General features: G+C 61.6%; 22 protein-coding genes. 16 read left to right on the top strand and 6 right to left on the bottom strand.

Annotation, left to right across the window (positions count from 1 at the left end; genetic code table 11):
* Positions 1 to 137: 137 nt before the first annotated feature.
* The 4 genes from FGK63_RS14645 (at position 138) to FGK63_RS14630 (ending at position 3,999) form a co-directional block, all read left to right on the top strand.
* On the top strand, positions 138 to 476 hold the full coding sequence (locus FGK63_RS14645) for a P-II family nitrogen regulator (RefSeq protein WP_138843555.1): 339 nt from the start codon (positions 138 to 140) through the stop codon (positions 474 to 476).
* Positions 477 to 513: 37 nt separating this feature from the next.
* Positions 514 to 1,920, top strand: a complete 1,407-nt coding sequence (gene glnA / locus FGK63_RS14640; RefSeq protein ID WP_138843553.1) for a type I glutamate--ammonia ligase — start codon at positions 514 to 516, stop codon at positions 1,918 to 1,920.
* A gap of 167 nt (positions 1,921 to 2,087) precedes the next feature.
* Positions 2,088 to 2,885 (top strand): lytic murein transglycosylase, encoded by a 798-nt coding sequence (locus FGK63_RS14635; protein WP_138843552.1) that lies wholly within the window; start codon positions 2,088 to 2,090, stop codon positions 2,883 to 2,885.
* 199 nt (positions 2,886 to 3,084) lie between these two features.
* The gene (locus tag FGK63_RS14630) at positions 3,085 to 3,999 is read left to right on the top strand and encodes a hypothetical protein (RefSeq protein WP_246044043.1); all 915 of its coding nucleotides are present in this window, start codon (positions 3,085 to 3,087) and stop codon (positions 3,997 to 3,999) included.
* Between the two features lie 44 nt (positions 4,000 to 4,043).
* Here FGK63_RS14630 and FGK63_RS14625 read toward each other — a convergent pair whose 3' ends face one another.
* The gene (locus FGK63_RS14625) at positions 4,044 to 4,775 is read right to left on the bottom strand and encodes a heme-dependent oxidative N-demethylase family protein (RefSeq protein WP_138843548.1); all 732 of its coding nucleotides are present in this window, start codon (positions 4,773 to 4,775) and stop codon (positions 4,044 to 4,046) included.
* Between the two features lie 124 nt (positions 4,776 to 4,899).
* Between FGK63_RS14625 and dddP the strand changes: the two genes are divergently transcribed.
* From dddP to FGK63_RS14605, 4 genes are all read left to right on the top strand, one after another.
* Positions 4,900 to 6,240, top strand: a complete 1,341-nt coding sequence (gene dddP / locus FGK63_RS14620; protein ID WP_138843546.1) for a dimethylsulfonioproprionate lyase DddP — start codon at positions 4,900 to 4,902, stop codon at positions 6,238 to 6,240.
* 9 nt (positions 6,241 to 6,249) lie between these two features.
* Positions 6,250 to 6,906 (top strand): 5-formyltetrahydrofolate cyclo-ligase, encoded by a 657-nt coding sequence (locus tag FGK63_RS14615; protein ID WP_138843545.1) that lies wholly within the window; start codon positions 6,250 to 6,252, stop codon positions 6,904 to 6,906.
* A gap of 96 nt (positions 6,907 to 7,002) precedes the next feature.
* On the top strand, positions 7,003 to 8,232 hold the full coding sequence (locus FGK63_RS14610) for a bifunctional alpha/beta hydrolase/OsmC family protein (RefSeq protein ID WP_138843543.1): 1,230 nt from the start codon (positions 7,003 to 7,005) through the stop codon (positions 8,230 to 8,232).
* A 169-nt stretch (positions 8,233 to 8,401) separates the two neighbouring features.
* Positions 8,402 to 8,662, top strand: a complete 261-nt coding sequence (locus tag FGK63_RS14605) for a DUF6455 family protein (protein ID WP_138843541.1) — start codon at positions 8,402 to 8,404, stop codon at positions 8,660 to 8,662.
* Positions 8,663 to 8,680: 18 nt separating this feature from the next.
* Here FGK63_RS14605 and FGK63_RS14600 read toward each other — a convergent pair whose 3' ends face one another.
* Positions 8,681 to 9,106, bottom strand: coding sequence for a DUF6314 family protein (locus tag FGK63_RS14600; RefSeq protein ID WP_138843539.1), 426 nt, complete (start codon positions 9,104 to 9,106; stop codon positions 8,681 to 8,683).
* Positions 9,107 to 9,252: 146 nt separating this feature from the next.
* Between FGK63_RS14600 and purB the strand changes: the two genes are divergently transcribed.
* The 6 genes from purB to FGK63_RS14575 all read left to right on the top strand — a co-directional run bounded on the left by purB (position 9,253) and on the right by FGK63_RS14575 (position 14,566).
* Positions 9,253 to 10,557: an adenylosuccinate lyase gene (gene purB / locus FGK63_RS14595; RefSeq protein WP_138843537.1), complete on the top strand. Its 1,305-nt coding sequence runs from the start codon at positions 9,253 to 9,255 to the stop codon at positions 10,555 to 10,557.
* A 125-nt stretch (positions 10,558 to 10,682) separates the two neighbouring features.
* Positions 10,683 to 10,835, top strand: coding sequence for a hypothetical protein (locus tag FGK63_RS20785; RefSeq protein WP_171052659.1), 153 nt, complete (start codon positions 10,683 to 10,685; stop codon positions 10,833 to 10,835).
* Positions 10,836 to 10,939: 104 nt separating this feature from the next.
* Positions 10,940 to 11,485, top strand: a complete 546-nt coding sequence (locus FGK63_RS14590) for a tetratricopeptide repeat protein (protein ID WP_138843922.1) — start codon at positions 10,940 to 10,942, stop codon at positions 11,483 to 11,485.
* 73 nt (positions 11,486 to 11,558) lie between these two features.
* A complete protein-coding gene (locus FGK63_RS14585) occupies positions 11,559 to 12,665 on the top strand; it encodes a flagellar motor switch protein FliG (protein WP_138843535.1) in 1,107 nt (368 codons plus the stop codon).
* A 113-nt stretch (positions 12,666 to 12,778) separates the two neighbouring features.
* Positions 12,779 to 13,633 (top strand): DMT family transporter, encoded by an 855-nt coding sequence (locus FGK63_RS14580; protein ID WP_171052658.1) that lies wholly within the window; start codon positions 12,779 to 12,781, stop codon positions 13,631 to 13,633.
* 9 nt (positions 13,634 to 13,642) lie between these two features.
* Positions 13,643 to 14,566 (top strand): lysophospholipid acyltransferase family protein, encoded by a 924-nt coding sequence (locus tag FGK63_RS14575; RefSeq protein WP_138843531.1) that lies wholly within the window; start codon positions 13,643 to 13,645, stop codon positions 14,564 to 14,566.
* On the opposite strand, the gene FGK63_RS14570 is transcribed toward FGK63_RS14575, so the two are convergent.
* Positions 14,567 to 15,286, bottom strand: coding sequence for a DUF1223 domain-containing protein (locus FGK63_RS14570; protein WP_246044041.1), 720 nt, complete (start codon positions 15,284 to 15,286; stop codon positions 14,567 to 14,569). It lies immediately after the preceding gene.
* Positions 15,287 to 15,492: 206 nt separating this feature from the next.
* Between FGK63_RS14570 and acnA the strand changes: the two genes are divergently transcribed.
* Positions 15,493 to 18,243 carry an aconitate hydratase AcnA gene (gene acnA / locus FGK63_RS14565; RefSeq protein ID WP_138843529.1) on the top strand — a complete coding sequence of 917 codons (2,751 nt, stop codon included), beginning with the start codon at positions 15,493 to 15,495 and terminating at the stop codon, positions 18,241 to 18,243.
* 132 nt (positions 18,244 to 18,375) lie between these two features.
* Positions 18,376 to 18,714, top strand: coding sequence for a TM2 domain-containing protein (locus FGK63_RS14560; RefSeq protein WP_138843527.1), 339 nt, complete (start codon positions 18,376 to 18,378; stop codon positions 18,712 to 18,714).
* Between the two features lie 66 nt (positions 18,715 to 18,780).
* Here FGK63_RS14560 and FGK63_RS14555 read toward each other — a convergent pair whose 3' ends face one another.
* Genes FGK63_RS14555 through FGK63_RS14545 form a run of 3 tightly spaced genes read right to left on the bottom strand, consistent with a single transcriptional unit; the run spans position 18,781 to position 20,241 of the window.
* Positions 18,781 to 19,320, bottom strand: a complete 540-nt coding sequence (locus FGK63_RS14555; RefSeq protein ID WP_138843525.1) for a DsbE family thiol:disulfide interchange protein — start codon at positions 19,318 to 19,320, stop codon at positions 18,781 to 18,783.
* The gene (gene ccmD, locus FGK63_RS14550) at positions 19,313 to 19,468 is read right to left on the bottom strand and encodes a heme exporter protein CcmD (RefSeq protein ID WP_138843918.1); all 156 of its coding nucleotides are present in this window, start codon (positions 19,466 to 19,468) and stop codon (positions 19,313 to 19,315) included. The genes FGK63_RS14555 and ccmD overlap by 8 nt, the downstream gene beginning before the upstream one ends.
* Positions 19,468 to 20,241, bottom strand: a complete 774-nt coding sequence (locus FGK63_RS14545; RefSeq protein ID WP_138843523.1) for a heme ABC transporter permease — start codon at positions 20,239 to 20,241, stop codon at positions 19,468 to 19,470. Before FGK63_RS14545 ends, ccmD begins: the two co-directional genes overlap by 1 nt.
* Positions 20,242 to 20,268: the final 27 nt, after the last annotated feature.

Genomic DNA, 20,268 nt, shown 5'->3' with positions numbered 1-20,268 from the left:
TTTGTGCAACTCGCACAAAACTTGACCTCTCGTCTAATTTTTAGCCACACCTCAGCCGGGCCGTTTCCGCAATCGCATTGCCGCCCCAGCATAGACGTGATCTGAGCCAGCCTGACAAGCATGCGAGGTATCTCCCGATGAAGAAGATCGAAGCGATCATCAAACCGTTCAAATTGGACGAAGTGAAGGAGGCGCTTCAGGACGTGGGTGTCCAGGGCCTGAGCGTGATCGAGGTCAAGGGGTTCGGTCGCCAGAAGGGCCACACCGAACTCTATCGCGGCGCGGAATACGTCGTCGATTTCCTGCCCAAGGTGAAGGTCGAAGTGGTACTGGACGACGATCAGGTCGACGCCGCGATCGAGGCCATCATCAGCGCGGCCAGGACCGACAAGATCGGCGACGGCAAGATCTTCGTCTCGCCCGTCGAACAAGCCATCCGCATCCGGACCGGTGAATCCGGCTCGGACGCGCTGTAACCAAACAACCAAGAACTCAAGCAGAGGACTTTAAAGAATGAGCAAGGACGCAGTTCTAAAGCTGATCAAGGAAGAGGATGCCGAATATGTGGACATCCGCTTCACCGACCCGCGCGGCAAGCTGCAGCACGTGACCATCGTGGCTGACCTGGTCGACGAAGACTTCCTGGAGGAAGGCTTCATGTTCGATGGCTCGTCCATCGCCGGCTGGAAGTCGATCGAGGCGTCGGACATGAAGCTGATGCCCGACACCGACAGCGCCTATGTCGATCCGTTCTATGCGGAAAAGACTGTCTGCATCCATTGTTCGGTTGTCGAACCGGACACCAGCGAGCCGTATGAGCGCGATCCGCGCGGAACTGCAATGAAAGCCGAAGCCTACCTGAAAGCCTCCGGCATCGGCGACGTGGCCTACATGGGCCCTGAGGCCGAGTTTTTCCTGTTCGACAACGTGCGCTACTCGAACACCATCAACAAGGTGTCCTTCGAGGTCGACGCAACCGACGCGTCCTGGAACACCGACACCGATTACGAGATGGGCAACATGGGCCACCGTCCGGGCCTCAAGGGCGGCTACTTCCCCGTGAACCCGATCGACGAGGCGCAGGACCTGCGTGCGGAAATGCTTTCGACCATGAAGCGTCTGGGCATGAAGGTGGACAAGCACCACCACGAAGTGGCCTCGTGCCAGCACGAACTGGGTCTGATCTTCGGCACGCTGACCAAGCAGGCCGACGAGATCCAGAAGTACAAATACGTGATCCACAACGTGGCCCATGCCTATGGCAAGTCGGCAACTTTCATGCCCAAGCCGATCTACGGCGACAACGGTTCGGGCATGCACGTCAACATGTCGATCTGGAAAGACGGCAAGCCGCTCTTTGCCGGTGACAAATATGCCGACCTGTCGGACGAAGCCCTGTGGTACATCGGCGGCATCCTGAAGCACGCCAAAACGCTGAACGCCTTCACCAACCCGGGCACCAACAGCTACAAGCGCCTGATCCCGGGCTTCGAGGCACCCGTTCTGCGCGCCTATTCGGCACGCAACCGGTCGGGCTGCGTCCGTATTCCGTGGACCGAAAGCCCCAAGGCCAAGCGCGTCGAAGCCCGCTTCCCCGATCCGTCGGCAAACCCCTACCTGGCCTTTGCCGCGCTGCTGATGGCCGGTCTGGACGGCATCAAGAACAAGATCGATCCGGGCGAGGCGATGGACAAGAACCTCTACGACCTGCCCGCCGAAGAACTGGTCGGCATCCCGACCGTCTGCGGCAGCCTGCGCGAGGCGCTGGAATGCCTGGCCGCCGATCACGACTTCCTGCTGCAGGGCGACGTGTTCACCAAGGACCAGATCCAGGGCTACATCGATCTGAAGATGGACGAAGTGCACAAGTACGAGCACACCCCGCATCCGGTCGAATACGGCATGTACTACAGCTGCTGACCGTCCAACGGCTCGGAACATCGAGGGCGCCCGCGAGGGCGCCCTTTTTCGTTGAGTTGCGTCTGGTGCGGCTTTGCTCCGCCCAGTCAAGCGCCGCTCGCGAGAATTTTTCTTTGCCCAAGGCGCGGCAACCGGTACCATTACAGTCATTTAGATGGATAAGTTAGATGCGCGAATTTTTCTCTGCTCTGGCGGTCATCCTTCTGTTGACCCCCGTCACACCATCGGCGGCCCCGTGCGGCAACACCGGCGCCGGATTCGAAGCTTGGAAAGAAGATTTCGCCGCGGAGGCGAAACGTGCCGGTGTTGGAAAGACCGGACTGCGCGCCTTGGCGCAGACCCGGTATTCGACGGCGACGATCGCGGCGGACCGCAACCAGAAAAGCTTCAGGTATTCGCTGGACAAATTCATGAAGGTGCGCGGGGCGGATGTCATCGTCGCGCAAGGCCGCAAGCGCAAGGCGCAGCACCCGCATTTCTACGCGGCGCTGGAACGGCAATACGGTGTTCCGGCGGGTATCCTGATCGCCATACACGGCATGGAAACAGGGTTCGGACGCTTCATGGGCGACAGCCAGGTCGTCTCGGCGATCACCACGCTGGCCTATGATTGCCGCCGGTCCGAGTTCTTTATCCCGCACGCGATCGGGGCGCTCAAGCTGGTGGACCAGGGCAGCATCACGATGTCGACCAAGGGCGCCAAACATGGCGAGCTGGGTCATACACAATTTTTGCCCGGTAACGCGCTTGTCTACGGGGTCGACGCCACCGGTGACAGGCGCGTCGATTTCTACAACATGACCGACGCGCTTGCCTCGACCGCGAATTTCCTGCGCCAGAAGGGCTGGAAACCCGGGCGCGGCTATCAGCCCGGCGAGCCGAATTTCGCCGTCATACAGCAATGGAACGGCGCAAGTGTCTACCAGCAGGCGATAGCCATCATGGCGAGTCGAATCGACGGCTGAATTGCGCCCACACTCTCCTTTGTCCGCCGCATTTCCGCCACAAAGCCGCCATGCGCCGCACTGAAACGCCATTGTTCATTGGTTTCCAATACGTAATCAATCCGGCGAAAAATCCAGATCTTTCCAATTCGGTCAAAATTTCTCCCTGATCGGCGGGTAGGATTTTTCCCGTCAATACACGTATTGGAGGATTTGCGCTGTGACACCGAAGAACAGGTACCATGGTGGCCTGGTATTCCATGGCGACGATGAGAAAGCGCTGGAACGCTTCAGCCAGATCGTTGCGGCGACCCTTCAAGACTACGGGCATCTTGTCGAGCGCAAGTCCCTTCTGACCGCAACCGAGGCGAGCATCGTCTCCAGCCAGTACCTTGTGCGGCTGAGCCTGGACGCCGAAGTGCCGGTACCCGAGGACCGGTTCGAAAGGCTGGACCGGACGGTGGGCCTGAAAACCCTGGTCAGAAAACCGGCGAACCGGAGCAAGAACCGGTTGGTCATCAGCATGTCGCCGGTTTCGAACCTTCTGGACGACAATGAAATCTCAGAGCTGATGCTGGTCGTCATGCTCTACCGGATGGTCGACATATGCGCCTCTCAGCATGTGGAATGGCTTTCCCCCAGTACGGTGCTGACCATCGAGCAGTTCATGAGCGCATTCGACACGCTCACGCCCCGACGCCAGCGCGGACGCAAACAGGCATTTGCCTCTGTCAGCGGGCGTTTCGCCGGATGGAAATCCGATGTTCAGGAACCCGAGGCATTCGCGGACCATCCGCAAATGCCCGAGGTCCCTGTCGGGGATACCCGCCCCATCGAGGTGACGGATCAGGTTCTTCTGACGCTGGCCTTCCGGCAGGACCACCACGAGGGCGCGCCAGAAACGGAGGCCCTCGAGGACAAGCTGCAACTCGACATTCAACGGCTGACCAGTTGGGGCATGACGGGCGTGGTCGCGTTTCTCTCAGCCCCCGTCGCCCTTTCGATGGCGGCTGTGAACCTGATCCGGGGCGAAGATTTCCGGCTCAATACTCAGGTGCTCTCATACACGGCCGCACTGGTTCTGCTGCAAAGCAGCGGAGCCTTGGCCGATGTCACCTCGGCATTGGGCCTCTAGCGCACCGACCCCCGGCGCGGCCCCGCCATTCGGCGGGGCTTTTTTTATGGCTCGGGGACTGTTCTGGCCGCAAGCACATAGGTGTGGATCGAAAACACGACCGCACGGCTTTGTGGCAGTCGCAACAGACATTGCCTTTCGCTGCGCAGGAACTTCGCCCCGGCCCGCTCGCGCACGTGGCGCGGTGCGCTGGCGCTGCGGGGTTGGAACAGTTCTGCATCTTCGTACCAAAGCGCATTGAACCGCCATAGCGGCCGACCCGGCTGGATCCCGTCGAACAGCCGCTGCACGCGCTTTGCGATGTCGTCGTCGTAGCTGGCGACCGGATCATGAATGCCGATCAGGGGGCGCATGAATTTCTCGGACAGCTTCCAACTGGCCGGAAAACACAGGATGGCGCCGGTCAGCACATGCTCGGCCTCCTGCTTCTGCAGGATGCAGAAATCCTCTTGCACCAGCAGGCACAAAGTTTCCAAAGGCTTTGTGCGATCGATCCGCACCTTGATCCCGTCGGCGCGCGTCACTTGATCCGCTGCGCCGGGATAGGTCTTTGCCAGCACCAGTTCCAGCAGTTCCAGGGCAGCCGGCATGGCGCTTTCGTGCAGGGCCAGAACCTCTCCGCGCCTCTCCGACAACAGCCGCTCGCGTTTCGCCATCTGCTCGGCAAAGGCGTCATCCTGCTGCAACCAGTCATCCATTGCGGTTGGCTGGATGCCGGGCAGTGGGCGTTCTGTCAGCGGATTGTAGGGAATCGATTTCTGAAGAATTTCGGTCATCGGACCGGGCTTAACACCCCCAATGTCGCATGTCGGCCCAAAAACGACGAAAAGACCGTCGCAATCCGCCGCGACCTCACGTCTTCTGGAAAGCAGTCTGGCGGCGCTACCAGGGAGGCAAGCCGTGAACCAACATTACCGAGACATCCGCAAGATCGACCCCACCCGGGGAACCACGCTGGGCGACGGGACGCCGAACGACAACGATCGGATCGAAATCGGTCCGACGCAACTTGCCTTCGCCGAATGGGCCGACGCCGGACTGGTGCTGCCCAACCTCGAAAGGATGCGGGAACACCGCTGGAAACGCCTGACCCAAGGCATCGCCGATCGCGGCTACGGCGGTCTTCTGATGTTCGACCCGCTCAACATCCGCTACGCGACCGACAGCACCAACATGCAGCTGTGGAACACCCACAACCCGTTCCGGGCAGTTCTGCTGTGCGCCGACGGCTACATGGTGATCTGGGACTACAAGAACTCGCCCTTCCTGTCCAAATTCAATCCGCTGGTGCGCGAGCAACGTTCCGGCGCGGACCTCTTCTATTTCGACCGCGGCGACAAGATGGACGTGGCCGCCGACGTGTTCTCGAACGAGGTACGTGTCCTGATGCAGGAACATGCGCCCGGTAACAAACGTCTGGCCGTGGACAAGATCATGCTGCACGGCCTGCGCGCGCTCGAGGCGCAGGGTTTCGAGATCATGGAGGGTGAGGAACTCACCGAAAAGACCCGCGCCATCAAAGGGCCGGACGAAATCCTTGCGTTGCGATGCGCCCATCACGCCTGCGAGTCCGCAGTGGCCGAGATGGAAAAATTCGCCCGCGCCAATGTAGGCGACGGCAAGACCACCGAGGACGATATCTGGGCCGTTCTGCATGCGGAGAACATCCGCCGCGGCGGCGAATGGATCGAAACCCGCCTGTTGGCCTCGGGCCAGCGCACGAACCCCTGGTTCCAGGAATGCGGTCCCCGCATCACGCAGAAGAACGAGATCATCGCCTTCGATACGGACCTGATCGGGTCCTACGGCATGTGCATCGACATTTCGCGGACCTGGTGGATCGGCGACCAAAAGCCCCGCGCCGACATGATCTACGCCATGCGCCACGCGCACGAGCACATCATGACGAACATGGAGATGCTCAAGCCCGGCGTTATGATCCCCGAACTGACCGCCAACGCGCACAAGCTAGACGACAAGTTCCAGGAACAGAAATACGGTTGCCTCATGCACGGTGTCGGCCTGTGCGACGAGTGGCCGCTGGTTTCTTATCCGGACAAGGCGGTCGAGGGCGCCTACGACTACCCGCTGGAGCCCGGCATGGTGCTCTGTGTCGAGGCCTGCGTCGGCGCGGTCGGCGGCGATTTCTCGATCAAGCTCGAGGATCAGGTGCTGATCACAGAAAACGGGTTCGAGAACCTGACCACTTACCCCTTCGACCCGGCATTGATGGGTGATTAGACTGCCGGAATGACTCAGGACCGACCCGGCGACGCACCCTGCTTTGCGCATGACCTGGTCAACGGGTTTCCCGTTGACCACACAACCTGGCGGGACGTGACGCGGTTTCGCAAAGCGGAACGTGCGCGCCTGCTGGCGCTGCGCGACCAGATGCGCCCGCCGGAACGCACGCGACAAGCGGATGTCATATCCGAAGGTTTGGACAGGCTGGTCACACCCGGTCCGGGAAACGTGGTGGCAGTCTACTGGCCGATCCGGGCCGAGCTTGACCTGCGCAATTGGATGCGCCGGTGCCATGACGCCGGCGCCACGGTCGTTCTTCCGGTTGTCGCCGAAAAAGAGGCGCCGCTGCAATTCCGCAAATGGTCGCCGGGATGCCGGATGACGCGCGGTATTTGGCGGATACCGATACCGGCGCAGGGGGCCGTCCTGAATCCCGATGTCATCGTCTCGCCCGTTCTCGGCATCGATGTTCAGGGATACCGTCTGGGCAACGGCGGCGGCTACTACGACCGGACGCTGGCTGCGATGGAACGCAAGCCACTGACCATCGGCATCGGGCAGGACTTTGCCCGCATCGACACCATCTATCCGATGCCGTGGGACATACCGATGGACAAGGTGCTGCTGGGCGACGGCAGTTCTTGGCGGCGCGAAACCGACTGACCCACCGATCCTCAACTTGGCGTGACGGCGCCGGTCCATGCCTTGCCTCCATGGTCCGCCCGTCTCAGACTCCTGCGCGTATCAGGAGTATTTTTCATGCCCACAGAACGCGTCACTTTCGCCGGACATGACGGCAGCCAGCTTGCCGCGCGTCTCGACCTGCCCGACGGGCCGGTTCTTGCAACCGCACTTTTCGCACATTGCTTTACCTGCTCCAAGGACATCCCGGCAGCCCGGCGCATTTCAGCCCGGCTGGCCGCCATGGGGATCGCCGTACTGCGTTTCGATTTCACCGGCCTCGGACATTCCGAAGGTGAGTTCGCCAATACGACCTTCACCTCGAATGTCGGCGATCTGGTCGCCGCCTCCCGCTTTCTGGCCGAACGCGATATGGCCCCTGAACTGCTGATCGGGCACTCTTTGGGCGGCGCAGCGGTGTTGCGGGCGCGCGGCGACATCCCGTCGGTCAAGGCGGTCGTCACGCTGGGTGCGCCGTCCGATCCCGGTCACGTGGCACATCACTTCGCAGACGCCATTCCGCGCATACGCAGCGAGGGCACGGCCGAGGTCATGCTCGGCGGCCGCCCCTTCCGCATCGGCAAGGAGTTCGTGGATGACATCTCTGCGGCGCAACTCACCCCGGCGATACGGGAATTGAAAGCAGCGCTACTGGTCCTGCACGCGCCCCGCGACGAAACCGTCAGCGTCGACAATGCGAGCGAAATCTTCCTGGCCGCCAAACATCCCAAAAGCTTCGTGACGCTGGATGATGCCGATCATCTGATCTCGCGCGCAGAGGACGCCGAGTACGCGGCCGAGGTGATTGCGGCTTGGTCGACGCGTTACCTGAACCTTCAGCCGCCCGCCCCGCCACCCGGCGCGCCAGAGGGTGTCGTCCGGGTGACCGAGGTCGATGCGGACGGGTTCCTGCAGGACATCCAGTCGGGGCCAAAACATCACGCGGTCGCGGACGAACCTGTTTCATACGGTGGCACCGACCGGGGCATGACGCCCTACGGCTTTCTCTCGGCGGGTCTGGGCGCCTGCACGTCGATGACGGTACGGATGTATGCCCGCCGCAAGGGCTGGCTCTTGACCGGCGTCAGCGTAGACGTTTGCCACGACAAGGTTCACGCGCAGGACGCAGGGCTGGCGGGCGACGGCAAGATCGACCAGTTCAAACGAAAGATCCGTCTGGACGGACCGTTGGACGAAGAACAACGCACGAAGCTGCTGGAAATCGCGGACAAGTGCCCGGTGCATCGGACGCTGGAGGGATCGTCGCATGTCGTGACCGAATTGGACGAGGCATCACTGACGTCCTGATGCAAGGGCGCTAAGGCGCGATCCGGGGTAAACGGTTCCGCTTTGCAGGCCCAACGATACGCCAAAGGCGATTTGATATTTGTCAAAGTCCCTAAACACGGCTTGTGAGATCGTGATCGCGATCCGTCCGGCATCGACACGGATCTGCTGTGTCAAAAGGAGCGCGCGAATGGGACTGTTTTCGAAATTGGCCAAAAGCACTGACCTGATGCAGGGCATGGCGGACCGGCTTGGCGTGGATCTGAGCGAAGCGATCTGCAACTCGCCCGATACCGAAGCCGCGAAGTACCGCGGGGCAGTGATCCGCTGTTCGTGTTGCGCGGACCAGGGCGCCTGCGCCGAGTTGCAGGCCCAGAACGACCGCCTCGCCGAAGCTCCGGACTATTGCATGAACCGCGAGATGATGGCGGCGCACCAAGCCGAAAGCTGATCGCATCAAGACGGAGACTTATCCGTCGCGGGCGTAGTCCGTAAGCATCACATAGGACTTGCGCGGGCCTTCAACCTCCCAGCGCACGCTCCAGTTTGGCCAGCGTGCGAAGTCGTAGGCGACGCCATAGCTGTCGGGCAGACAGGCGTGATGGGCCGTCGGCGCCGCTTCTTTCAACGAAAACCCGTGGAAAAAGCGGCCGTCGGCAAATCGCACATCGATGCGCCCTGAACCGGTACACCACAAATATCTCCGTGTTCCTCGCAGCGGGGCCTGGCCGGGAATGCTCAGCATCACCACTTCGTCGTAAAGATGCCCCCCCTCGCCGCGTGTCAACGCGGCGACACCTGTCGCGTACACTACCTTTCCCGCCCGATGATCCTGAATGGTCCGGACCATTCGCCAGGTGCCTTCGAAATCCGCGATTGAAGCCGGCCCAGTCATCGCTCGAGTGCCTTTTCCAGAAGGCTGGCATGGCCCATGATCAGGGCAAACCGTCTCATCCGCGTGTTCCCACCTTGTCCAACAAGCCCAGCGAGTCTAAGACCCGCGCCAAAGCCCCTGCCAATCACAAAAAGGTGCCGCTGCCAATGATCCCCCGCTATTCCCGCCCCGAAATGGTCGCCATCTGGTCGCCCGAGACCAAGTTCCGCATCTGGTACGAGATCGAGGCCCATGCCTGCGACGCCATGGCCGATCTGGGCGTCATCCCGCGCGAGAATGCCGATGCGGTCTGGAAGGCCAAGGACGTGGAGTTCGACGTCGCGCGGATTGACGAGATCGAGGCCGTCACCAAGCATGACGTGATCGCCTTTCTCACCCATCTGGCCGAGCATGTTGGCAGCGACGAAGCCCGGTTCGTGCATCAGGGCATGACCAGCTCGGACGTTCTGGATACCTGCTTCAACGTCCAGCTCACCCGAGCAGCCGACATCCTGATCGAGGACATGAAGGGTCTGCTCGACGCGCTCAAACGCCGCGCCTACGAGCACAAGGATACGGTCCGCATCGGCCGAAGCCATGGCATTCATGCCGAGCCCACAACCATGGGCCTGACCTTTGCCCGTTTCTACGCCGAGATGGATCGCAACCTGCGCCGTCTTGAGGTTGCGCGCGACGAGATCGCCACCGGCGCCATCAGCGGCGCTGTCGGCACCTTCGCCAATATCGATCCGCGCGTCGAAGAACATGTCTGCGCCAAGCTCGGCCTCAAGCCCGAGCCGATCAGCACACAGGTGATCCCGCGCGACCGCCACGCGGCCTTCTTTGCGGCGCTCGGAGTCGTCGCCTCCTCCATTGAAAACGTAGCCACCGAAATCCGCCACATGCAGCGGACCGAAGTGCTGGAAGCCGAGGAATTCTTTTCGAAGGGCCAGAAAGGCTCTTCCGCGATGCCGCACAAGCGCAACCCGGTGCTGACCGAAAACCTGACCGGCCTGGCCCGTCTTGTGCGCATGGCCGTGGTTCCGGCGATGGAGAACGTGGCCCTCTGGCACGAACGCGACATCAGCCACAGCTCGGTCGAGCGCAACATCGGCCCCGACACCACCGTGACGCTGGATTTCGCGCTGGCGCGCCTGACCATGGTGATCGACAAACTGGTGGTCTATCCCGACAACATGATCGCCAACATGAACAAGTTCCGCGGCCTCGTGATGTCGCAGCGGGTTCTGCTGGCGCTGACGCAGGCCGGCGTCAGCCGTGAGGACGCCTATCGCCTGGTGCAGCGCAACGCCATGAAGGTCTGGGAAGAGGGCAAGGACTTCAAGACCGAGCTTCTTGGAGATGCCGAGGTTACGGCGGCGCTGAGCGCGGCGGAGATCGAGGAGAAATTCGATCTGGGCTATCACACCAAACATGTGGATACGATTTTTTCACGTGTTTTCGGTAAGTAACCGCCCGTTTCCGGCAACGCGATCGCACATCACCGGTTTCGGCGAAATGACCCAGAGCCACATCTTTTGCCCGAATCCGAAAAACCGGGTATGATGCGCGCGCAAGTAGAGACAGGAGAAACGCGATGACGTTCAAGACCCTAGCTTGCGCGCTGGCTTTCGGGCTGGTCTCGACCGCCGCAATGGCCTGCGAGTTTCACAAGCAAACTCAATCCTGCGCGCCCGGCACCGTCTGGGATAGCGAAAGCGAAACTTGCGTGAAAGCGGTAAACAGCTGAAGCGCAGTTCACCGAACTTTGAAAAGAAGCGGGCCGATTGTGGCTCGCTTTTTTCATGCATGAGCTATGATGTCCCACACCAGTTGTTTCAACGGAGTTTTCCGATGCGCATTTTGATTGCCGCCGCGATTGCCTTTCAGGGTTTTGCCTTCACTCCCGGCACAGCCGAAGCCGCAGGCGGCGACAGCACCCCACCGAAGCCGACCAACACAACAAAAAAATGCCTGTTTGGACGTGTCTGGGACGCGAACGCCGGTAAATGCGTCAAGCCCAACAAGACCAACTTCACGGATGACGAACTGTACCAGGCGGTGCGGGAACTGGCCTATGACGGACAATACGGACATGCGCAGGACGTTCTCCGCGCCATGAGCGATCAGAATGACGACCGGGTGCTGACCTATTGGGGATTCACCTATCGCAAGATGGGTGAATTGGAACTTGCCAACCTGTTCTATGAGCGGGCGATCTCTGCCAATCCGGACAACATCCTTGCCCGCAGCTATATGGGACAAGGGTTTGTTCTGGAAGGTAAAACGGACCTCGCGGTCGCCCAGTGGCGCGAAATCAAGGCGCGCGGCGGCGAAGGCAGTTGGGCCGAAACATCGCTGCGGGACGCCATCCGGACAGGGCTGACCTACAGCTACTAAATTTCAAGCTTTCTTTACCGCCAGCGCCTTATCCTGCCTGCGAATAACATGACGTGCCGAGCAACGCAGGAAGATGCAGGACACCAACAACGCGCTGGTACAGAAAAAGAGCGGCTTGCCGGACGATGAAGCGGGGCTGGCCGCAGATCCCTACGGAAGAAGGGTCGTGCCGCGCGACCTCACGGGGCAGGAAAAGGCCGCCATCGTTGTGCGCCTTTTGCTGAACGAAGGCGCCGACCTGCCGCTTGAGGAGCTTCCTGAGGAATTGCAGGAAAAGCTGGCCCTCCAGATGGGGCACATGGGGCTGGTCGATCGTTTCACACTTGAAATCGTGGCGCAGGAATTTGCGGAGGCTCTGGATGCCATTGGGCTGTCCTTTCCGCATGGCCTTGCCGGGGCGCTTGATGTCATGACGGGCCGGATCGGGCCGGCGACGGCGGCACGTCTGCGCAAGAGGGCCGGCGTGCGGCAAGTGGGCGATCCGTGGCAACGGTTGCGCCTGCTCGACGCGGCGGAGCTTGCCGCTATGGCGCAGGCCGAAAGCACCGAAGTGGCCGCGGTCTTGCTGTCCAAACTCGACACGGCCAAGGCCGCCGAACTGCTGGGCAAACTGCCTGGACCCGCGGCGCGGCGGATCACCTTTGCGGTGTCCCGAACCGGTAATGTAACCCCCGAGGCGGTTGAACGGATCGGCTGGTCCCTGACGTCGCAACTGGATCAGAAACCGGTTCCTGCCTTCAGCGAAGCGCCGGGCGCTAGGGTCGGGGCGATTCTGACCCAGTCCGCCGCCGCGACGCGGGACGGGCTGCTCGACGCGCTGGACGAGGAAGACGCGGATTTCGCAGGCGCAGTGCGGCGCGCGATCTTCACCTTCGCGCACATCCCCGGCCGAATCCCTTCGCGCGACGTGCCCGCCATCACCCGAGGCGTCGAGCAGGCCGTTCTTGTCAACGCCCTTGCCGGAGCCTCGGCCGAAGAGGACCGGATCGCCGCCGAATACCTGTTGTCGAACATGTCGACGCGAATGGCGGACAGCCTGCGCGAAGAGATGCGCGATCGCGGCGCCGTCAAACAGGCCGAGGCCGAGCGGGCCATGACGGAAATCGTCGGTGCCATCCGCAGGCTGGTCGACGACGGCGCTATCGCGTTCAAAAGCCCCGACGAGGAGGAGGTGGCCTGACCCCTCCTCATCTGTCCAGACTGCGCGATTTGCGTGGACAGCCTGCGAGGAACCGGCCTATCTACGCGCATGATCCCCGCTCCCCTCATTTCCTTCACCGAATGGGACCGCACATGAGCGCAAGCGCCGGCCGTGCCATCCTATTCATGGTGCTCGCGATTCTCTGCTTTTCGCTGATGGACGCGACGGTAAAGGCGCTGGCCCCTCGGATCGGCGTGCTGTCCGCGCTCTGGGTCCGGTATGCGGGGCAGATGGCGGTGGTATTGCTGCTGGTTCTGCCGCGGCTCCACCTCGTCGTGCGGACGCGGTATCCCGGCCTGCAATTCCTGCGCTCGCTGCTGCTGATGGGGGCCACCGGGTTCTTCTTCACCGGCATCAGCCGCATTCCGCTGACCGACGCCACCGCGCTCATGTCGCTGAATCCGGTGCTCATTACCCTTGGCGCGGCGCTTTTCCTGGGCGAATCTCTCGGCCCGCGCCGCATTACCGGCATCGCCCTGGCAATGCTGGGCGCCTTGATCGTCATCCGGCCGGGATCCGGTGTGTTCCAGCTAGCCGCGCTGTTCCCGGTGGGCGCGGCAGTCTGCTATTCCGCCTATGCCATCCTGACACGTCGGGTGGGACCGGACGAGAACCCCTGGACCTCGCTTTTCTACACGGGGCTGGTGGGCACCATTCTTCTGAGCCTGATCGCGCCCGCGCAATGGCAGGCGCCCGACAGCTTCGCCTGGGTTCTGATCGTCCTGGTGGCGGCCTTCGGTACAATGGGGCAGATGCTGCTGATCCAGGCGTTCAGCTCCGGCGAGGCCACGATGCTGGCCCCCTATGCCTATTGCGGGCTGGGCTTCGCCGCCATCTGGAGCGCACTGTTCTATGCGGAGTACCCGGACCTGTGGACGATCTGCGGCGCGCTTGTGATCGCGGGATCGGGTCTGTATGTCTGGCACCGCGAAACGCAACTCCGGTGAGCCCACTCAATGCCCGTCGAAAAATCGGAACTCAGCCGCTCTGAACTGGCGCAGTACTATGTCGCCAATCTGTTCCTGAGTTGCGTGATCCGGCTTATGCACCTGCTGCCCTACGAGCACCGGATCGCGACGATGGGCGCATTGGTCCGCGGTCTTGCGCCGCTCGTCGGGTTCAAGCGGCGGGTGCGCAGCAACCTCAAGCTCACTTGCCCGGACCTGTCCGACGACGAAGTGGAGCAGATCTGCCGCGACGTATGCGACAATGCCGGCCGCGCAATAATGGAGCATTTTTCGCCAGAGGATTTCGTCGAGCGGCAAAAGCGAGCCAAGATCACCGGCCCTGGATTGGCAGCCTATGATGCCGCTTGTGCCGAAGGTCGTCCGGTCATGGTGATTGCCGCGCACTTCGGCCACTACCTGGCGATCCGCATCGCGCTGCAGGAGCGCAGCGGAGTGCCGCTTGGCTGTCTCTACCGGCGCATGGCCAACCCATATTTCAACGAGAATTACGTCAAAGCCTTTCACAAGACCGGCGAGCCGATGTTCGAACAGGGCCGACGCGGCATGATGGAGATGGTGCGTTCCCTCCGGAACGGCGGCCATATCGCCATCGTGTCGGACCTGCACGCACATGGCGGCGAAGAACTGACCTTTTTCGGAAAACCCGCGGTAACTTCGGTGCTGAACGCCGAGTTGGCGATCAAGTATGGCGCGGAGGTGATCCCTTGCTACGCCGTGCGTCAGCCCAACGGCGTGGATTTCGAGATCGTGCTGCACGACCCCGTGCCGCATTCCGACCCCAAGACCATGACGCAGTTTCTGAACGACGATCTCGAAGGCGTCGTCCGACAGCACATGGGACAGTGGTTCTGGATACACCGCCGCTGGAAAGCCTGGAACGGGATGGGCGTGCAGCCCGAAGACATGCCCTGATCACTCGGCCCGCGCTGCGGCGATGATCGGCCCCTGCCCCGCGCGCTGAACCAGAATGACCGCGGGCAAATCTGACTTGAGCGTGGCGGAATAGGTCTGCGCCTCGGCGCCATTCCATTGCCCGAGAACCTGCCAGCTTTCCACCACGTTGGCATAGTCGAGTTTCCTCCCCGCCAACTCGCCACGCTTGATCTCGGCGTGCCGAAGCGGCGAATACTGCACGACCTGCACATCATAGGAATCGCCATGCGGCAGATCCAGCGGCCTGACCTCGACGCCGATCTGCCCACCGGCTCGATCGGCACGCAGCGATACTTCTGCCGCCTCGGACCGATGCGCGTCGATCAGATCCATCAGCGCCAATCCGTCTGCTCCCGCGATGTCGTCCTGCCCGTTGACGATCATTTGCGGCGTGTAGATCATCGTGCGGCCACCCTCGCGGGCATAGGCCTTTTGCCGCAGCGTGTGCGCGGGGTCGGCAAACAGATCCTTCCAGCCGATGTAATCCCAGTAGTCGACATGCAACGCCAGTGCGATCACGTCATCGCGCCCGGCCAGTTCATGCATCAGGGCATCGGCCGGCGGGCAGGACGAACAACCCTGCGAGGTAAAAAGCTCGACAACGACCGGGTTGTCCTCGGCGCCCGCAGGGACGACAAGCGACATGAAGGCAACAATGGCTGCGGTCGTGGATCTGAACATGTCCGATTCTGAACCCATGGATGTCTTTTCCGGTTTAAGACGCCCGACGATCAATAACCAATCAAGGTTTCTTGAGACGAAACGCGTTCAGCACATAAAAATGTGTGCAATGGTATACAAAAATTGCCGCACCCCCCCTGTTCGACCTTGAACCGTGGCAGTTCGTGTTGCAGATAGCCAGCAGCGAATCCCAAAATCCACGCCATTTGAGAGGGAGGCCACAGATGCCCATCAAAGTTGGACAGGATACCGCCAAGACACGCAAGACGCTGAGCGTGAATGGCAAGTCCATTTCCTATTACTCGATCCCCGCCGCGCAAGAGGCCGGTCTGGGCGATTTCTCGAAACTCCCGGCCGCGCTCAAGGTGGTATTGGAGAACATGCTGCGGTTCGAGGACGGCGGCTTTTCCGTTTCGGTCGATGACATCAAGGCATTCGCCGAATGGGGCGCCAAGGGCGGCAAGAACCCGCGCGAGATCGCCTATCGTCCGGCCCGGGTTCTGATGCAGGACTTCACCGGCGTACCCGCGGTTGTGGATCTGGCCGCGATGCGCGACGGCATCAAGGCGCTTGGCGGCGACGCACAGAAGATCAACCCGCTGAACCCGGTCGATCTGGTCATCGACCACTCGGTAATGATCGACGAGTTCGGCAACCCCCGCGCGTTCCAGATGAACGTGGACCGCGAGTACGAGCGCAACATGGAGCGTTACCAGTTCCTGAAATGGGGTCAGGGCGCATTCAACAACTTCCGCGTCGTGCCGCCGGGAACCGGCATCTGCCACCAGGTGAACCTGGAGTACTTGGCGCAGACCGTCTGGACCGACACCGACCAGAACGGCGACGAAGTGGCATATCCGGACACTCTGGTGGGCACCGACAGCCACACCACCATGGTCAACGGCATGGCCGTCCTGGGCTGGGGCGTTGGCGGGATCGAGGCCGAAGCCGCGATGCTGGGCCAGCCGATCTCGATGCTGATCCCCGAGGTCATCGGCTTTGAACTGACCGGCGAGATGGTCGAAGGCACCACCGGCACAGACCTGGTTCTGAAGGTCGTGGAAATGCTGCGCAAGAAGGGCGTGGTGGGCAAATTCGTCGAATTCTACGGTGAAGGTCTGGATCGCCTGCCGCTGGCCGACCGCGCGACCATCGCCAACATGGCGCCCGAATACGGCGCGACCTGCGGCTTCTTCCCGATCGACGGCGAAACCCTGCGCTATCTGCGCCAGACCGGCCGCGACGAAGACCGCATCGCGCTGGTCGAAGCCTACGCCAAGGAAAACGGCTTCTGGCGCGGCCCGGACTACGCGCCGATCTATACAGACACGCTGACGCTCGACATGGGCACCATCGTTCCGGCGATCTCGGGCCCCAAGCGCCCGCAGGACTATCTGCCGCTGACCGCGGCCGCCCACGCCTTCGAGAATGTCGTGGCCGACTACCGCGGCATCGACATCTCCAACGGCGCCAAGGACATGGCGCACGAGGGTCCGGTGGCGACAAAACCGGTCAATCTGCACAAGACCGCCAAGGTCGAAGGCGAAAGCTACGAGTTGCGCGACGGCTCGGTGGTGATCGCTTCGATCACTTCCTGCACCAACACCTCGAACCCCTATGTGCTGATCGGCGCCGGTCTGGTGGCGCGCAAGGCGCGGGCCCTTGGCCTGAATCGCAAGCCCTGGGTCAAGACTTCGCTGGCGCCGGGCTCTCAGGTCGTGACCGAGTATCTCGAGGCGGCGGGCCTTCAGGAAGATCTCGACGCGATCGGGTTCAACCTTGTCGGCTACGGCTGCACCACCTGCATCGGCAACTCCGGCCCGCTGCAGCCGGAAATCTCGAAGGCGATCAACGACAACGACCTGATCGCAACCTCGGTGCTGTCGGGCAACCGCAACTTCGAGGGTCGGATCTCGCCGGATGTCCGCGCCAACTATCTGGCCTCGCCGCCGCTCGTCGTGGCCTATGCGCTGGCGGGCGACATGAACATCGACCTGACCACCGAACCGCTGGGTCAGGACAAGAACGGCAAGGACGTCTATCTCAAGGACATCTGGCCGTCCAACAAGGAAATCTCCGACCTGGTGCACGCCACCGTGACCCGCGAGGCGTTCCTCAAGAAATACGCCGACGTCTTCAAGGGTGACGAGAAATGGCAGTCGGTCGAGACCACGGACGCGGAAACCTATGACTGGCCCGCAAGCTCGACCTACATCCAGAACCCGCCCTATTTCCAGGGCATGGGCATGGAGCCGGGCACCATCTCGAACGTCGAGGGCGCGAAGGTGCTGGCAATTCTGGGCGACATGGTCACGACCGACCACATCTCGCCCGCCGGTTCCTTCGCTTCGACCTCGCCGGCCGGCAAGTACCTGCTCGATCGGCAGGTGCAACCGCGCGAGTTCAACTCCTACGGCTCGCGCCGCGGCAACCACGAGATCATGATGCGCGGCACCTTCGCCAACATCCGCATCAAGAACGAGATGCTGGACGGCGTCGAAGGCGGCTACACCAAAGGCCCCGATGGCGATCAGACTTCGATCTACGAAGCATCGATGGCCTATCAGGCCCAAGGCACTCCGTTGGTCGTGTTCGGCGGCGAGCAGTACGGCGCAGGATCGTCCCGCGACTGGGCGGCCAAGGGCACCGCGCTGCTGGGCGTCAAGGCCGTGATCGCTGAAAGCTTCGAGCGCATCCACCGCTCGAACCTGGTGGGCATGGGCGTCATCCCCTTCGAGTTCACCGGCGGCGACAACCGCAAGACGCTGGGCCTGAAAGGCGACGAGACCGTCTCGATCCATGGCCTGGACACCATCCAGCCGTTGCAGGAGGTGCCTTGCACCATCACCTATGGCGATGGAACCGAGAAGACCATCCAACTGAAGTGCCGGATCGATACCGCGCCCGAGATCGAATACATCGAGAACGGCGGCGTGCTGCACTACGTGCTGCGGAATCTCGCGAAGGCGTCTTGAGCGCCCCTTAGCAACTGAAGTTTCGAAAAACTTTGAAAGCCCCGTCGATCGACGGGGCTTTCTTAACTTGGCGTTAACGCTTTGCCGCACAAATGGGATCGAAACCATCACTACGGCCGGAGTATTTCAGACGTGGCACTTTCGACGCAGCAACAACTTCTCGTGGAGCAGAGACTCAGCAACGACAAGAAATCGACGGGCGTTGCCTATCTTCTTTGGCTCTTTCTGGGTGGTCTGGGCGGGCATCGGTTCTACCTTGGCCGGACCGGTAGCGCCGTCACCATGCTGATCCTTTCCATCCTCGGTTGGGCTACCGTGGCCTTCATGGTCGGGTTGGTTCTGTTGATCCCGCTTGGGATCTGGCTGCTGGTCGATGCCTTCCTGATTCCCGGCATGATCCGCGAAGATGCCGAAGCCAAACGCGCACGGATCGCCAACGAGGTCGCCGTGATGTCGGGCGGCGCAGGCTGAACAGCAAGGTCGCGGTCACGGCTCCACGAGCGCGCCCATCAAGGACGCGCTACAAGAATACGGGCACTATTGGCCGCCCGCGGCCTTCTCCATCGCCGGGCGCAGACGGTTGGTCAGTTCGCGCTGTGTTACCGGTCCGGCGATCCGCAGAATGATGTTGCCATCGCCATCGACAAGGAACGTCTCGGGCACGCCATAGACACCCCAGTTGATGTTCATCGACTGCTCCGAGGCTCCGACGGCCTCGTAGGGATCGCCCAGTTCTTCCATGAATGCCAGCGCGTTGTCAGGATCGTCCTTGTAGTTTGCGCCGAGGATCGTGATGCCCTCTTGCTGCAGTGCTTCGAGGTTCGGGTGTTCGACCCGGCAGGGCGCGCACCAACTGGCCCAGAAATTGACCAGCTTGATCTTGCCATCGCGAAGCGCCTCATCAGTCCAGAGGGGTTTTTCGCCCAGTTGCTTAAGTTCCACAGCTGGGGCCTGCTTTCCGGCAAGAGCGGTCGGCAGTTCCTCCTTGTTGTCGCGGAACATTCCGACAGCCGCCAGCAGAACGAAAGCGCCAAAGATCAGCGGCGGCGCGATCATCAGGGGCGAAATCTTAGCCATTGCGGGTCATCCTCTGTTCGACCTTTTCCATCTCGGCGCGAACCTTGCGGCCGCGCAGGATGCTGAATACTACCAACGCCACCAAAAGCAGCAGCGAAGCCGCGTAGGCCGACAGGACCGTGTCGGCGTATTTTCCCAGATCGGGCATCATGCGTTGACCCTTTCCCGTGCCAAAAGCGCCTTGATCCTGCGCGCCCGGATCTCGGTCCCGGTGCGATAGAACACCAGCGCGATGAACAGCAGCACGAAACCGACGATGCACAGCAGAAGCGGGTAGAAGAATATGTTGCTCACCTTTTCCTCGGTATCCGTGCCCGTGATCGCCCCGGCCCGCATGACGGACGCGCCCTGATGCAGGCCCTGGTTCCAGAAATTCACTGCATAGCGGCTGAGGAAGGCAAAGACCGAGCCCACGAGGCACAGGACCGAGGTCAGATCGGCCGCGGTGTCCGGATCCTCGATCGCCTCCCACAGGGCGACGTAACCGAGGTAGAACAGGAACAGGATCAGGAACGAGGTCAGGCGCGGATCCCAGGCCCACCAGGTGCCCCACATCGGCTGACCCCAGATCGCCCCGGTCGCCAGCGCGATCAGGGTCATGACGATGCCGACGGGCGCGGCGGCGCGGGCGGCAAGGGCGCTGACGTGGTGGCGGCGCACCAGCCAGACAAGCGAGGTCGCAAGCATCATGATCCAGCAATTGATCGCCATCAGCGCCGAAGGCACGTGCAGATAGATGATCTTGACCGTCGAACCCTGCTTGTAGTCGTCGGGCGTGAAGAAAAAGCCCCAGACTAGGCCGACCACCAGGAAGGCAGCGGAAGAGACCCAGAAGAACGGCAGCACGCGCTCGGTCGTGGTCAGAAACTTCTTGGGGTTGGCGTATTCCCAGAGGGAGTTGGCTTTGGATGCGATGGACATGGGCCTTATCTAGTCCGAGTCGGGGCG

It is taken from the genome of Ruegeria sediminis (assembly GCF_005938215.1).
GTDB lineage: Bacteria > Pseudomonadota > Alphaproteobacteria > Rhodobacterales > Rhodobacteraceae > Ruegeria > Ruegeria sediminis.
The sequence above is the reverse complement of the archived record's forward strand: the minus strand, read 5'-3'. Positions and strand labels throughout refer to the sequence as shown.

Excerpts from the sequence above, each read along its gene's own strand:
- FGK63_RS14610 (WP_138843543.1), top strand. The coding sequence starts at position 7,003 with ATGCCCACAGAACGCGTCACTTTCGCCGGACATGACGGCAGCCAGCTT.
- FGK63_RS14605 (WP_138843541.1), top strand. The coding sequence starts at position 8,402 with ATGGGACTGTTTTCGAAATTGGCCAAAAGCACTGACCTGATGCAGGGC.
- FGK63_RS14615 (WP_138843545.1), top strand. The coding sequence starts at position 6,250 with ATGACTCAGGACCGACCCGGCGACGCACCCTGCTTTGCGCATGACCTG.
- FGK63_RS14635 (WP_138843552.1), top strand. The coding sequence starts at position 2,088 with ATGCGCGAATTTTTCTCTGCTCTGGCGGTCATCCTTCTGTTGACCCCC.
- FGK63_RS14545 (WP_138843523.1), bottom strand. The coding sequence starts at position 20,241 with ATGTCCATCGCATCCAAAGCCAACTCCCTCTGGGAATACGCCAACCCC.
- purB (WP_138843537.1), top strand. The coding sequence starts at position 9,253 with ATGATCCCCCGCTATTCCCGCCCCGAAATGGTCGCCATCTGGTCGCCC.
- FGK63_RS20785 (WP_171052659.1), top strand. The coding sequence starts at position 10,683 with ATGACGTTCAAGACCCTAGCTTGCGCGCTGGCTTTCGGGCTGGTCTCG.
- FGK63_RS14590 (WP_138843922.1), top strand. The coding sequence starts at position 10,940 with ATGCGCATTTTGATTGCCGCCGCGATTGCCTTTCAGGGTTTTGCCTTC.
- acnA (WP_138843529.1), top strand. The coding sequence starts at position 15,493 with ATGCCCATCAAAGTTGGACAGGATACCGCCAAGACACGCAAGACGCTG.
- FGK63_RS14555 (WP_138843525.1), bottom strand. The coding sequence starts at position 19,320 with ATGGCTAAGATTTCGCCCCTGATGATCGCGCCGCCGCTGATCTTTGGC.
- FGK63_RS14585 (WP_138843535.1), top strand. The coding sequence starts at position 11,559 with ATGCAGGACACCAACAACGCGCTGGTACAGAAAAAGAGCGGCTTGCCG.
- FGK63_RS14570 (WP_246044041.1), bottom strand. The coding sequence starts at position 15,286 with ATGGGTTCAGAATCGGACATGTTCAGATCCACGACCGCAGCCATTGTT.
- FGK63_RS14575 (WP_138843531.1), top strand. The coding sequence starts at position 13,643 with ATGCCCGTCGAAAAATCGGAACTCAGCCGCTCTGAACTGGCGCAGTAC.
- FGK63_RS14625 (WP_138843548.1), bottom strand. The coding sequence starts at position 4,775 with ATGACCGAAATTCTTCAGAAATCGATTCCCTACAATCCGCTGACAGAA.
- FGK63_RS14645 (WP_138843555.1), top strand. The coding sequence starts at position 138 with ATGAAGAAGATCGAAGCGATCATCAAACCGTTCAAATTGGACGAAGTG.
- FGK63_RS14600 (WP_138843539.1), bottom strand. The coding sequence starts at position 9,106 with ATGACTGGGCCGGCTTCAATCGCGGATTTCGAAGGCACCTGGCGAATG.
- ccmD (WP_138843918.1), bottom strand. The coding sequence starts at position 19,468 with ATGCCCGATCTGGGAAAATACGCCGACACGGTCCTGTCGGCCTACGCG.
- glnA (WP_138843553.1), top strand. The coding sequence starts at position 514 with ATGAGCAAGGACGCAGTTCTAAAGCTGATCAAGGAAGAGGATGCCGAA.
- FGK63_RS14580 (WP_171052658.1), top strand. The coding sequence starts at position 12,779 with ATGAGCGCAAGCGCCGGCCGTGCCATCCTATTCATGGTGCTCGCGATT.